Annotated in this window: 12 protein-coding genes; 2 read left to right on the top strand and 10 right to left on the bottom strand. The window is 69.0% G+C overall.

Annotated features, from left to right (window positions below):
• Positions 1–12: 12 nt before the first annotated feature.
• From BZB76_RS31645 to BZB76_RS31625, 5 genes are all read right to left on the bottom strand, one after another.
• Positions 13–813 (bottom strand): AfsR/SARP family transcriptional regulator, encoded by an 801-nt coding sequence (locus BZB76_RS31645; RefSeq protein ID WP_121438109.1) that lies wholly within the window; start codon positions 811–813, stop codon positions 13–15.
• Positions 810–1598 carry a thioesterase II family protein gene (locus BZB76_RS31640; RefSeq protein ID WP_121438108.1) on the bottom strand — a complete coding sequence of 263 codons (789 nt, stop codon included), beginning with the start codon at positions 1596–1598 and terminating at the stop codon, positions 810–812. Before BZB76_RS31640 ends, BZB76_RS31645 begins: the two co-directional genes overlap by 4 nt.
• A gap of 91 nt (positions 1599–1689) precedes the next feature.
• Positions 1690–1890 carry a DUF5988 family protein gene (locus tag BZB76_RS31635; protein ID WP_211343296.1) on the bottom strand — a complete coding sequence of 67 codons (201 nt, stop codon included), beginning with the start codon at positions 1888–1890 and terminating at the stop codon, positions 1690–1692.
• 517 nt (positions 1891–2407) lie between these two features.
• Positions 2408–3793: an NDP-hexose 2,3-dehydratase family protein gene (locus BZB76_RS31630; protein ID WP_211343295.1), complete on the bottom strand. Its 1386-nt coding sequence runs from the start codon at positions 3791–3793 to the stop codon at positions 2408–2410.
• Positions 3794–3943: 150 nt separating this feature from the next.
• Positions 3944–5149 (bottom strand): cation:proton antiporter, encoded by a 1206-nt coding sequence (locus BZB76_RS31625; protein ID WP_170180852.1) that lies wholly within the window; start codon positions 5147–5149, stop codon positions 3944–3946.
• Between the two features lie 210 nt (positions 5150–5359).
• Between BZB76_RS31625 and BZB76_RS31620 the strand changes: the two genes are divergently transcribed.
• A complete protein-coding gene (locus BZB76_RS31620; RefSeq protein WP_121438104.1) occupies positions 5360–5821 on the top strand; it encodes an alpha/beta fold hydrolase in 462 nt (153 codons plus the stop codon).
• 94 nt (positions 5822–5915) lie between these two features.
• A complete protein-coding gene (locus BZB76_RS31615; protein ID WP_121438351.1) occupies positions 5916–6653 on the top strand; it encodes a VOC family protein in 738 nt (245 codons plus the stop codon).
• Positions 6654–6662: 9 nt separating this feature from the next.
• Here BZB76_RS31615 and BZB76_RS31610 read toward each other — a convergent pair whose 3' ends face one another.
• The 5 genes from BZB76_RS31610 to BZB76_RS31590 all read right to left on the bottom strand — a co-directional run bounded on the left by BZB76_RS31610 (position 6663) and on the right by BZB76_RS31590 (position 13093).
• Positions 6663–7682, bottom strand: coding sequence for a TolB family protein (locus BZB76_RS31610; RefSeq protein ID WP_121438103.1), 1020 nt, complete (start codon positions 7680–7682; stop codon positions 6663–6665).
• On the bottom strand, positions 7679–8857 hold the full coding sequence (locus BZB76_RS31605) for an MFS transporter (protein ID WP_121438102.1): 1179 nt from the start codon (positions 8855–8857) through the stop codon (positions 7679–7681). Before BZB76_RS31605 ends, BZB76_RS31610 begins: the two co-directional genes overlap by 4 nt.
• Before the next feature lie 90 nt (positions 8858–8947).
• Positions 8948–11395, bottom strand: coding sequence for a N,N-dimethylformamidase beta subunit family domain-containing protein (locus BZB76_RS31600; protein WP_147449621.1), 2448 nt, complete (start codon positions 11393–11395; stop codon positions 8948–8950).
• A gap of 333 nt (positions 11396–11728) precedes the next feature.
• Positions 11729–12253 (bottom strand): AMIN-like domain-containing (lipo)protein, encoded by a 525-nt coding sequence (locus BZB76_RS31595; protein ID WP_121438100.1) that lies wholly within the window; start codon positions 12251–12253, stop codon positions 11729–11731.
• A 315-nt stretch (positions 12254–12568) separates the two neighbouring features.
• Positions 12569–13093, bottom strand: coding sequence for an AMIN-like domain-containing (lipo)protein (locus tag BZB76_RS31590; RefSeq protein WP_121438099.1), 525 nt, complete (start codon positions 13091–13093; stop codon positions 12569–12571).
• Positions 13094–13145: the final 52 nt, after the last annotated feature.

Below are 13145 nucleotides of genomic sequence, written 5' to 3'. Positions count from 1 at the left end.
CTCGCGGCACCCTCACGACGCGGACGACACCGCCAGCAGATCGAGTTCCCGGTCGTCGACCAGGATCGCCTGCTGCAGTTCGCGCAGCGCCCGGCACGGCTCCAGGCCGAGTTCGTCCCGGAGCGTGTCACGGGCCGAGTGGTAGACCTTCAACGCGTCCGCCTGCCGCTCCGACCGGTAGAGCGCCAGCATGAGCTGGCGGTAGAACGACTCGCGGAGCGGGTTCTCCGCGGTGAGCGAGTAGAGCCGTCCGACCAGCTCACGATGCCTGCCCATCTCCAACTGGGCCTCGGCGAGCAGTTCGAGGCATTCCAGCCGCAGTTCCGCCATCCACGTCGTGAAGCCCTCGACGATCGGCCCGCAGCGGACGTCGCCCGAACCGCCCCGCAGGTCACCGAGGACGGGGCCGTGCCAGAGCCCCAGCGCCTCCTCCAGAAGGACCTCCGCGTCCTCGCGCCGTCCCTCCCGCAGCGCGGCCCGGCCCTGGTCGGCGAGCCGCAGAAGATCGTGGAAGTCGATGTCGTCGCCGCCCTTGTTCAGCAGGTAGCCCGCGGGCCGGGTGACGATCCGGTTCCCGTCCTGGTCCGGCCGCTGCAGGAACTTGCGGAGCTGGGAGATGTAGACGTGCAGGCCCGCGGTGGCCCGGCGCGGCGGCCGGTCGGCCCAGATCTCGGCCATCAACTCCTCCGGCGCCACGACCTGGTCGGCCCGGATGAGCAGCACCGCCAGCACGGTCTCGATCTTCCGCGCGCTGATGAACGAGAACTCCCCGCCGTCGTTCACGCGCAGCGGCCCCAGAACCTCGTACCTCACGAAACGCCCCCATCTGTCGAACGAACCCCGGCCACCGCACGGACACCGGCGCGGATCGCGTCGACGACGTCCGCGTGGCGCTCGTCGAGGTAGAAATGACCCCCCGGCATGGTCTGGAGGTCGAACTCCCCGGTCGTGTGCTCCTTCCAGGCCGCCGCCTCGTCGACGGTGGTCTGCGGGTCGTCGGACCCCACCAGCGCGGTGACCGGGCAGGACAGCGGCGGCCCCGGTGACCAGCGGTAGGTCTCCGCCGCCTTGTAGTCGTTACGGGTCACGCTCACCACGGTGGCGAGCATCTCCTCGTCCTCCAGCAGCCTCGGATCGGTCCCGCCGACCTCGCGAAGCGCCGCGACGATCCCCGCGTCGTCACGCTGGTGGACGGTCCCCGGACGGTGCCGGGACGGGGCCCGCCGGCCCGAGACGAACAGGCGCAGCGGCCCGGGGGCGCCGGCGTCCTCAAGCCGCCGCGTCACCTCGAACGCGAGCACGGCGCCCATGCTGTGGCCGAACATGGCGAACGGCCGGTCGACCGCGCCGCGCAGCACCTCGAAGAGGCGGTCCGCCAGCTCGGGAATGTTGTCGAGATACGGTTCCGTGCGCCTGTCCTGGCGGCCCGGGTACTGCACGGACGACACTTCGATCTCGGGAGCCAGCGACCGCGACAACGGAAAGTAGCGGGTCGCCGATCCGCCCGCGTGCGGGAAGCAGAACAGCCGTACGCTCGTTCCCGGGCAGGCGTGGAAGTTCCGGATCCACTTGGCTTCCTCGCTGATGGTCCGCGCCATCACGCTCCCTCCGACATTCGTCCGAGGATTGTTTTCCGCACACACACTCTTCGTCCCCCTGTAAGCACTGAGTCGGTCCCCGTTCGGTGTGCTATTCGGCGATGCTGGTGCGCATGATCCAGCGGAAGACCACCGGCCCCGGGTCGCCGTCCCGGGATTCGGTGTCGGACTTCTCGAAATGCTCGTAACCGGCCCGATGCCTGATCTTGATCTTGCGGTCGGTGATGACCTCCCGCCGCATGCGCACGGTCTCCGGAATGTCCGCCGGACCGCCGGTCAACAGAATGTCCACGGCGGCATCGTGGGTGACGGAATCGCTGGGGCCGTCCATGACATGACCTCCCGCGTCGAGAGAATTCCCTGACATGTGGACGCCGCCCCGACCGGGCGAACTCGTCGCGTTCTTCGGCGGGGGGTGGCTCCGGAATCGATAATGGAGTCCCGGCGCGGCGATTAGCTACCCGTAACCGTGGGCCAAGCGGACCCCTAGAGACCCGGGGCGCTAGGGGTTCCGGCCGGTGCCGTAGGGGTCGGCGGCACCTGACGGGCCGAGGTCACCGGGGTGCTGCGAACCGGTCACCGGCCAGACCCGCGATGTGGCCGACCACGGCGCGGTCACGTGGCGGTCACATGCCGGGGTCTCGCCCCCCTAGAACGGACACGGGGTCCCCCAGAAGAGGGCGTCCACCGGCGCCGCGGCACCGCGTGAGATGGGTCACCCTCGGGTGCGGGAAGCATGGAACGGCGGCCTGGAGGGGCAGGGCGCGCCAAGAATACCCCTGCGACGGGCATGTCGTCCGGCGGTTCGTTCAGGTCAGGCCGTGCAGGCAGGCGAGCAGGGTCCGGGCCTCGACGTTGAGGTACTGCCCGTGCCGGACCAGCTCCATGAGCTGGTGGACGGTCATCCACGCGTGGCTCTCCGGAACCTCCAGGGGGAAGTCCTCACCGACCTCGATCACCTGGTAGCGGGTCCGCGCGTGGTAGAAGCGCCCGCCCTCCTCCGACAGGCTCGCGTCGAAACGGATGCGCGCGGGGTCCGCCGAGACGACCTGGTGGAGGAACGGCGCGGGACCGGCGAGGGCGTCCGGTGACGGAAGCAGGACCGTGGGCGCGAGCTCCACCTTCGCCAGCAGCCCCGGTTCGAAGCGCGCCTGGACGAGCAGGTGCAGGATGCCCCGGGTGGACCGGGCCAGGAACGCCGCCCGCCGCTGCTCGTGCGGTTCGAGCATCGGCTGCGACCACTGGGTGACCTCGCGGCTACCGGCCCGGACCCGGACCGCGATGATGCGGAACGGGACGTCGCCGACCGTGATCGCGTCCCGGTCGCGGTCACAGCCGGACGCCTCCGACAGCGGGATGAGACGGGTCTCCCAACGGCCGCGCGACTTCGCGTCCAGCAGCCAGGTCTCCAGCTCACGCTGGGACGTCACGGCGGACAGCGGGCGCCCCGCCGCGCCATAGGAACGCCGCAGCGCCGCACCGAACGCGTCCACGGACCCCAGGTCCGCCCGCGCGAGCGACCACGCCGGCAGCAGGTCCCTGGGCAGGCAGCCGAGAACCGTGCGGCTGTCCATGTTGACCAGGTCTTCGACGCTCAGCAGCCGCAGCACCTCGGGCAGCGGCAGCCAGCGGAAGTCCGGATGCTCCGGAACGTCACCGTCCACCTCGACGATCATGTTCCGGTTGTGCTTCTGCCAGAACCAGGCGCCCTGCTCGGACTGGAGCACGTCGACGAGCACCCGCCCGCGCCGCGGCCCCCAGAAATGCTCCAGATACCGGGTCCGGCCGCCGCCGTGCACCCGGGTGTAGTTGCTGCGCGTCGCCTGGACGGTCGGCGAAAGCTGCAACCCGTTGACGTTCCCCGGCTCCATCTTCGCCTGCATCAGGCAGTGCGGGACCCCGCAGACGTCCTTGACCAGGAGACCGAGGATGCCGATCTCGGGCTGGTGCAGGATCGGCTGGTCCCAGCCCGACCCGTCCTCGCCCCGGACCCGCAGCCCTTCGACCGTGAAGAACCGTCCGCTCTCGTGGACGAGATTGCCGCCGGGCTCGAAACGCCAGCCGTCGAGCTCCTCGAACGGAATGCCCGTCACCTCGAACCGGTGCGCCGCCCGCCGTTCCGCCCACCAATCGCCGAATTCGGCCGGAAGCCTCGTCCGGCCTCCACCGACGGTCGCCGGTTCACCGACGTTCACGGTTCCGCCCTTTTCACGTTGCCTCGCGACATCGCCTGCTCCCACCGGATCCGAATTCTCTGCATCCGATCTTGGACAACGCCCCTAAAGGCGGGCTTGCCCACCTTTAGCGCCGCGCGAAAACGCGGGCACAACCGCTGACGCGCCGGCTCAGGAACTCGTCAGCCGCTCGGGCAGCGCCGGCCGCTCCACCTTCAGCGGCTTTATCACCGCGAGCAGCGGCCCGGTCATGAGCGTCGTCAGCAACGCCATCAGGACGAGGATGGTGAACAGCTGCTCGCCGATGATTCCGGCCTCCAGCCCGACATTGAGCGCGACCAGCTCGGTGAGCCCTCTGGTGTTCACCAGGGTGGCGACGGTGGCCGACCGGCGGGGATCAAGACCGCTCAGCCTCGAAATCGAGTAGGCGGGCCCGAACTTGCCCGCACAGGCGATCACTGTGATCACCACGAGCAGAACGACCCCGTGCCCGTGCACCGCGTCGATGGTCAACGAGAAACCGGTGGTGACGAAGAACAGCGGAAGCAGCAGGTTCCCGGCCTGCTCCATGGTGCGCAGCACGTCCGGATCAGGCCTGCCGCCCCTCCCGCGCATGACGACGCCCGCCAGCAGGCCGCCGAACACCGGATGCAGGCCGAGTTTCGCGGTGGCCCACGCGGTGCCCATGGCGAGCGCGAACGCGACCGGCAGCTGGTTGCGCACGATCGCCTCACTGCGCCCGCTCCACCAGGCCAGCAGGGGACGCACCACGCCCAACATGACGGCCAGGAAGGCCGCGATCAGCAGCAGCTTGACCGGCAGGGACAGCCCGCCCGAATGGCCCGTGCCGATCAGCGCCGCGGCCAGCGTCAGCCATGCCAACACGTCCATGATCGCCGCCGCGCCCATCGCCACGGTCCCGGTGACGGTCCCGGCCAGGTTGCGCTCGCGCACGATCGCGGCGAGGACGGGCAACGCCGTGATGGACGTCGCCACCCCCATGAACAGCACGAACGACCGCCCCTGAGACTCCTCGCCGATGGCCGCGAAGGACGGCTCCAAGATCAGCACAGCGAGCATGCCGAGGCTCATCGGCACCAGCAGCGCCCCGACCGCCAACACCGGCACGGTCCTGCCGTGCCCCCGCAGCGCCCCGAACTCGATCTCGTAGCCGACGGAGAACATGAAAATGACGATGGCCACCTGCGCCAGCACGGCGAGATACGAGAGCACATGCTCGGGAAACAGATAGTTGGACAGGTCCCCTGACAGCCGCCCGAGCACGGTCGGCCCCAACAGCACACCGGCGAGTATCTGCCCGACGACAGCCGGTTGCTGCAACCGCTGCGCCCCCGCCGCAAGCAGGGACGAAAACACGAACACCAGCGTGATATCCGCAAGGACGGTCGCTACCAGGGACTCCAAAATCAGCCCTCTCACCTGCGGATACACGTCGACCAAACGCCACTCGGACGCCTACACCAACGTCATTGTGCCCTTATCAACCACCCCTCACGCAATGAATTCCCACAATCCTCGTTCACCCAAGCAGTCCTTTAGTAACACTTCAGAAAGAAGCAGGAGCAGATGACCTTCGAATTGAGCACTTCAACAACTCCGATGCTCACGAATTCGACCCGCGGCCTTGGCCCGGACGCAGGGTTTTGCGGAGGATGTAGTTGGTTATCCGGCGCGGGGGCACGTGCGTGGACCGGTGTCTCTCTCGATATCGGCAACGCCTGCATCCGATGGCCCGACCGGCACGGTCCGATCGAGCCGACCGGCGGTCCCTTTCCCGATGTGCCGGTGCTGGTGGTGTCCGGCGACCTGGACACGAACACGCCCACGGAGGACGGTCGGCTGGCCGCACGCCAGTTCCGTCGCGCCACCGTCGTGGAGGTGCCCAACGTGGGTCACGTGCCGGAAAAGGAGCCGAGCGGTCGCGTGGCGGGCATCGAGAGCGCATTCGTCCGGAACCTCCGAGTCGGCGACACCTCCTGCCTGGCCGATATCCCACCGGTGCCCGTACAGAGCGAGAAACGTTCTTAAATCGCCGCAAAGAACAGTCGTCCAGAACCATGCTTTTCGCTACACCGTTTTGGCGGGCGTGGGTTCTCGGGTGGGCGGGCCTATGATCGTCGGCATGTCACTGCGATTCGTTCAGGTGAACTACAAGGCTCGGGACGACGAGGCGCTCGGCCGGTTTTGGGCGGAAGCGCTCGGCTGGGGTGTTTCCAGCGAGGCGCCCGGCGTGACCAATGTCGAACCCACCGGCTTCACCTGGCCCGATCCCGCCGCCTTCTACATCGACTTCGTCGCCGTCCCGGACCCGGAGACGGTGAAGTACCGCGTCCATCTCGAGCTCGCCACCACCTCCGAGGCCCATCAGGCGGAGCTGGTCGCGCGGCTGAAGAATCTCGGCGCGACGTCCCTGGACGTGGGTCAGGGCGACGTGCCCTGGACGGTCCTGGCCGACCCGGAAGGCAACGAGTTCCGCGTGCTGGAGCCCCGGGACATCTACCGGGACACCGGGCAGATCGCCGCGGTGGTGGTCGAATGCGACGCCCCACGGGCCCTCGCCGAGTTCTGGAACCAGGCGCTGGACTGCACTCTGCACGAGGTGACCGACGATCGGGCGATGCTGCGTTCGTCCGACGGTGTCGGCCCGTACCTGGAACTGCGCCGCACGCCCAACGCGCGAACGGCGCGGAAACGCGTCCATATCGATCTGTTGCCGCAGCCGATCGACGGCAAGGAGGCGGAGGTGACCCGGCTGCGGGGCCTGGGCGCCACCGACGTCGACCTCGGCCAGGGCGACGTTCCATGGACGGTCCTGGCCGACCCGGAGGGCAACGAGTTCTGCGTCCTCGGCCGCGGCTGACGCGAATTCTCAGGGCGCCAGGCGGGCCGGGGACGGGGTTCGGACGGTGGGCGAGTCGGCGTCGGGAATCAGGATGCGGGGAGCGCCGCCGCGCAACGCAACGACCCACACGTCGGCGTTGCGGCCACCCGCGCCGCCCTTGGGCACCCCGTACATCACGTGGTCGTCGTCGAGCCACGCCGCCTGGTCGTCCACACTGCGGGTCTCCGCGAGCGGGGCCTCGACGCCGGTCGCCAGGTCGAGGGTGTGGAAACGCCAGACGTCGGAGTTGGACCCGGTCCGCTTCTTGTAGACCAGGCGCTGACCGTTCGGGGACAGGGACGGGCACTCGACGTTCTCGCGCAGAGCGGTGAGGGTGCGCCGTCCGATGTCGCCCTCGACGAGGTATCTGCGGTTCTGCGTGGCGACGGTCGCGAAGAACCGTTGCCCTCCGGGGACGAACGTCACACCCCACACGTTGCGGTCCACGTTCCCGTTCGGCTGCCCGTTCAGCATGAAGGTGAACTGCTCGATGTTGCCGACCGGGTCGCCACCGATCCGACCGATGACGGTCTCGGTGGAGAAGCCGTCCGACAGGTAGGAGTGTCCCGTCACGAAGGCCGTCGTGGCGTAGTAGCGGCCGTCCTCGGAGATCCGGGCACGGCTCGGGATCCCGTTGAGCGGCGTCTCCTTCCCGGGGCGGAGCCGGTCGTCCATCAGGGACGCGGTGAACAGCCGGACCGGGTTGCGCGTCTGCCGCAGGCACAGGCCCCCGGCCGCCGAGGCGGCGGTCCGTTCGCAGCGGGTCGGGAGGACGACGCGCTCGCCGCGCGGTTCGGCGGCCGGAACCGCGGCGATGTGGCCGAAGGCGGGCCCGGGGCGGAGCGACCGGAACACGATCTGGCGACCGTCGGGCAGCTCCGCCGAGCCGTCCCCGCCGGTCGCGCGGGCGCGCAGCACCGAGGACGCGACACAGCCCGCGGCCACGGCCGTCACCAGGATCGCGATCGCCATCATGATCCTGCCGTCTCTGGCGCCGTGCCGGATCATCGAGCCTCCTTCCGTGTGATCATCGGTACGGCCGCGAGCAGGGCGACCGTGAGCGCGGCGGCGAAGGCCAGCACGGCGGTGTCGCTCTCGGCGGCCGTCCAGATCGCGCCGAACGTCACCGCGCCGAGGGCTCGTCCACCCGCCACCGCCGCCTGGACGACGGAGATCCCGGTCGCTCTCAGTTCGGCGGGCGGCAGCGGCGCGGCGGCAGCGGAAAGCACGCCCTCGGTCGCCGCGTAGTAGGCGCCGAGGAACACCAGGGTGAGCGCGGCCCCCGTCGTCCCGTCGATGAGCATCGCCGTGAGATACGCGCACAGCAGCAACCCGTATCCGATGGTGAAGACGCGGTTCCTGCCACAGCGGTCGGAGATGCGGCCGAGCGGCACGGCCAGGGAAAGATAGACCAGGCTCGTGCCGACGAACAACAGGGGGAACCAGCGGGTCGTGACCGCCTCGTTGCGCAGCAGGACGAGGTAGAGAAAGGTGTCGCCGATCGTCGTCGCCGACAACAGGGCCGCGGCGCACAGCAACCGCCGGAACCCGCCGATTCGCATGAGGGACGCGATGTCGCGAACCGAGATCGGTCGCGAGCCGCCGGGCCCGGCCGGACGTTCCGCACGGTGCTCCGGGACGCGGTGGACGAACAGCAGCACACCGAGAACGGCGACGCAGAACGACACGACGAAGACCATGTCGAAGTCGCCCGGTGCGAGCGCGAGCAGTCCGAACGCGACGACGGGGCCGAGCAGCGCACCGGTCGCGTCCAGGGCCCGGTGCACGCCGAAGCATCCGCCGAGCCGATCCCGCGGAGCCGCCGTGGCGATGAGCAGGTCGCGTGGCGCGGTCCGCAGGCCCTTGCCCGCACGGTCCACCGCCACCGCCGCCGACAGGGCGGCCGGGCCCCCGGCGGGGAACAGCATCAGCTTGGCGGCGGCCCCGAGGGCGTACCCCGTGCCCGCCACGAGCTTGGGACGTCGCAGCCGGTCCGCGAAGAAGCCGCCGAGCAGCCGTACCAGGACGGTCGCGCCCTGGTGGAGACCGTCCAGCAGACCGTACGCCAGCGGAGTGAGGCCCAGGGCGAGGGTCGCGAACAGCGGCAGGACGGCCGTCACCATCTCGGTGGACACGTCGGTGATCAGGCTCACCAGGCCGAGGACGACGACGACCCGGGGCACCCGGGTCGTCGATCTCCCACCTTGCGGTACGCCGCGTACCGATACGTACACATGGCCTCCGAGGTCGGCGACGGACGGACGGGGATCCGGTCAGCCGGTGCCGGGGAGCGGCCCGTCGGCGGTGAAGGCGTCCAGGACGTTCTCGGTGATGGTGGCGATGTCGTTGTCGTACTTGTTGAAGAACAGGCTTCCGGCCCAGGAGATGGAACTGGCCGAGAAGACCGCGCCTCCTCGGGGGTAGTGGGTCAGCGCGACGTCGCCGCGGACGAGCCAGTTGACGGTGCCGCCTTCCATGAGGTTGGCGGTGTTGTTCTCCTCTTTCACGAACAGATACTCGTCACCGAAGCCGCTGCCCGTCCCCAGGACGATCGTGTTGTCGGCGGACCCGAGGGCGTAGTCGGCACGATCGAGTTCCTCTCCCATGGGACCGCCCGGACTCTGCAGGGACTCGAAGTCGCCGATGGGACCGGTGGACTTGACGCCGTCGAAGACCCACGCGGCCTTAGGGTCGTGGCTCTCGGGCGAGCGGACGACAGGACGGCTGTACATGCCGGTGCCCAGCCGGGACCCGAACCCCTGAGCGGTGAACCCGACGCCGACCAGTTGCTGCGGGGGCCGTCCACGGAACCGCCACAGGCCGCCGTACTCGCCGGTGGTGCTGTGGTAGTGCTCGCCGGGGGCGCCCTGCCATGCCTCGGTACCGTCGTGGCGGCGCACCTCTGTGTAGGTACCGGTGCGATCGAGCGGCGTGACCCAGTAGAAGCCGTTCCCGCCCAGGTACATGAGGCGACCGCCGCCGTTCAGCCAGCCCTGGAGAGCGTCGAGCATGGGCTCCGAGGTGTACTCCGGATGGCTGCCCGTGATGACGACCTTGTAGTCGTCCAGCAGCTTCCCGCCCTCCCGGTGCAGGTCGTGGTCGGTGATGTAGTCGACGTTGCGGCCGGTGGACTCCAGCCAGTCGAAGATGTGGGTGTCGGCCTCGAACTGCCACGGCCTGCCCTCGCCCTTGGGCCCGGTGGTGTACGGACGCATGTTGATGATCGGACGTAGGCTCGACGAGTAGACCACTCCGCTGCCGTCGCTGTGCTGCGAGTACTGGCTCAGCCCGTTCACGAAGGGCCCCGTCACGCCGTAGGCCAGGTAGCTGAACGTCGGCACCAGCAGTGCGACCTTCGAGACGGGTTTCTTCGGACGCACCACGAAGGTGGCGTGATAGACGCGTCCGTCCGCCTCGAGTTTGGCCGCGTACACGCCACTGCGGGCGTCGTCGGGCACCCGCCAGGAGAAACTGGGCTTCCAGGCGGCGTCGCCCAGGTCGTCATCGTGGAAGTACATGGCGCCGTACTGCTCGCGCGCCCGTTTGAAGTCCTGCTCGTCGGCCTGCCAGTTGTGGCCGGTGACGGCCCGGACCGGCAGGTTGACCGCCCGCCCGTGCAGTCCGTTGCCCGAGGTGTCCACGATGCGGTCGGTGTCCATATTTCTGGAGAAGTCGAAGGACGCCACCGCCCCACCGGCCGGTCCGCCGCGTCGCAGGGCGCGGATCTCCCGGTCGTCCAGGGCCCGGTCGTACACCCTCGGAGCATCGATCTTGCCGTTGTAGAACCCGGCCGGACGGTCGCCGGCGCCCTGGTAGGCGGCCATCAGCAACGGGACGGTCGCGTTCTTCAACCCGCGGGCCCCGATCGTCCGGGTGACGACGGCCTCGGACGTGTTGGGATGCCCGGACAGCGGCTGCTGGTACAAGCGCACCTTGCCGGACTCCGCGTCGTAGGAGACCGCGGCGAAGTACCAGCCGGAGGAGTTCACGTGCTGCGGCCGAACCACCCCACGGGGTTCGACCCCACGCAGCGCCGGGGCCCACGGCTGCATCTTCACCCCGGTGCTCACCGCGTGGACGCGCCCGGACCGGTCGGCCAGCCGAAGGCCCAGCCCGCCGTCCCGATCCACGACCATGCCGTACCCGGTCTGCTCCGCCTCCGACCACTTCGTCACGATCCCCTGGACCGCACCGGTGCCGACCGGCGTCCGCTGAAAGGCGATGGGGTTGAGCTTGGAACCGGGAACGGTCGTCGGCGCGATCCACGCCGCGATGGTGAAATCACCGTCCGGCCGCAGGTCACCATCGTCGGGGACGGTCACGTACGACCCCAGCGGCAACGTCTGATACCGGCCCGGGTACTGCTTGTTGACGTCGGACTCGACGACCTGTTCTTTGATCCCGGGCCCGCGTGGATCGGCGTCACCGTGCACCACCCGCACCATCGTCGCCCGGAACGCCGGGCTCTTGGTGCTCACCCTGAACGTCACGGACTCCCCGGGCCGGACGCTCATCCGATCCGCGTAACCGCTGATCCCGAGCCTGTCCAGCTCTTCCTGCGGCGTCCTGGGATCGGCGGGCAGCGGGGGCGGATCGACCTGCGGGGTCTGGGGCCATGTCGCCGCCACCCCATCCGCCGTGGTCAACGGCCCGGACGCGCCGATCACGGCGACCAACACCGCGACCATCAGGGCCGTTCCCACCCGCGTGCGCGCAATCACAGGATCACCTCTCTGCCGCCCCCGAACCTCGGCCGCACCGGACCGATATGCCTTCTCATCGGGGCCGACGACGAGACACGTGCGCTCATCGTCGCGGAAGACCGCCTTTAACGGAGATCCGTCCTTTGCAGGAGACCTGACCTCAAATTAGATCAAACGTCAGAGAGGTACCAGAGAGCGTGAACCGGCGATCTGTCCGATAGCGGACCTTGATTTCGAGCCCCGCACTCTTACGGCTGATCACACGGCCTGACGGCGGCCCGGCACGAGAACCGGGCCGCCGCCAGGATCGGGTCGTCCGCCGCGCGAAAGCGCGCGACCCACCGGACAGGACTACCAGGCGTGGGCCACGTCAACGACGAGCCGCGTGCCACCGCCGTCACGTGGGAGGGTGAGGACCCGGAACGGCAGACGCGCCCGCACACCCAGGCCGATCGTCGTCTGCCCCTCGAACGAGGCCGCCCCCGCCACCTGCCGGAACGTGCTGTACCCGGAGACATTGGCCAGCTCGGGCGAGACGGCCGGGAACCCGGGCGCCGCGGCCGCCTGGACGATGATCCGGATCTTGGCACCGCCGCGCAGCGGCACCGGCTTGCCCGAACCCTCCTGGTGAACCTCGTCGACATAACCGACGAGGTAGCCGAAGCGCGACCCGGCCACCTCAATGACCAGCCGGTCGTAACACGTTTGACGGCCGGTACGGACCCGCTCCAGCGGCCCCTGCGAGTAGTTGCTCAGGGTCCCCTTCGACTGGGACCCCCATGGGGTGTCACACGCCGCCGACGCGGACGTGCCGAGCACCCCCACGAGAGCGATTGACAGGACGAGGGTCAACAAACCCCCGAATAGTGCGCGCATAGTGGACCTCCATCGCGCGAACCAAACCAAGTGCTTATAGAGACGTCCCATGTCCGCCGAAGGTTGGCCCGTTCCCGCACCCAAAAAGTCGATCACGACCGGTCCGAACTTCCCGTTTGGTCTCCTGCGACCGAGATCCGCCGCCGCAGGTGCTGAGATCAGGCCTAACCCGGCAACTGGGCATCGACACATTGCGTGCCCTTTGGCAGAGCACCACCGGGCAGCCTCTTCCTTCGCGCATCTACACGGCTCTCACCAGCGCTGAGACCGAAGGCATCTGAAATCACGCCCAGCGGCGGTCGGGGCGTGGGTGAGCTACCAGGTGTGGGCTACGTCGACGACGAAGCGTGTGCCGCCGCCGTCGCGGGGGAGAGTGAAGACGCGGAATGGGAGGCGGGCCCGGACGCCTACGCCGAGCGTGGCCTTGCCCTCGAATGCGCCCGTGCCCGCTACCTGCCGGAAGGTGGTGTAGCCGGAGATGTCGGCCAGATCGGGTGAGGTGGACGGGTACCCCGACTCGACCGGCGACTGGACGATGATTTCCAGTTTGGCGCCGCCGCGCAGCGGGACCCGCTCGCCGGAGGCGACCATGTAGACCTGGTCGACGTACTGGACGCGATGGCCGAAGCCCGATTGGGCGACGTCGAGGACCAGACGGTCATAGCAGGCGTGGCGGCCGGTGCGGACTCGCTCCAACGGCCCCTTCGCGACGCCGGTCAGTGTGCCCTTGCGTAACGACCCCCAGGCGGTGTCACACGCGGCCGAAGCGGGTGTGCCGAGCACTCCGACGAAAGCGGCCGACATGACGAGCGTCAGCGAACCCCCAATTAATGCGCGCATTCTGGACCTCCGTCGCGCAAGGAGACTTCGATTGCTCGATAGGACGCCCGTT

This window comes from Actinomadura pelletieri DSM 43383, from assembly GCF_003634705.1.
Lineage (GTDB): Bacteria > Actinomycetota > Actinomycetes > Streptosporangiales > Streptosporangiaceae > Spirillospora > Spirillospora pelletieri.
Note: the sequence above shows the minus strand (reverse complement) of the source record. Positions and strands in the feature narration are given on the sequence as shown.

Coding starts and splice junctions, on each gene's coding strand:
- BZB76_RS31640 (WP_121438108.1), bottom strand. CDS start 1,598: ATGGCGCGGACCATCAGCGAGGAAGCCAAGTGGATCCGGAACTTCCAC.
- BZB76_RS31620 (WP_121438104.1), top strand. CDS start 5,360: ATGACCTTCGAATTGAGCACTTCAACAACTCCGATGCTCACGAATTCG.
- BZB76_RS31615 (WP_121438351.1), top strand. CDS start 5,916: ATGTCACTGCGATTCGTTCAGGTGAACTACAAGGCTCGGGACGACGAG.
- BZB76_RS31610 (WP_121438103.1), bottom strand. CDS start 7,682: ATGATCCGGCACGGCGCCAGAGACGGCAGGATCATGATGGCGATCGCG.
- BZB76_RS31595 (WP_121438100.1), bottom strand. CDS start 12,253: ATGCGCGCACTATTCGGGGGTTTGTTGACCCTCGTCCTGTCAATCGCT.
- BZB76_RS31590 (WP_121438099.1), bottom strand. CDS start 13,093: ATGCGCGCATTAATTGGGGGTTCGCTGACGCTCGTCATGTCGGCCGCT.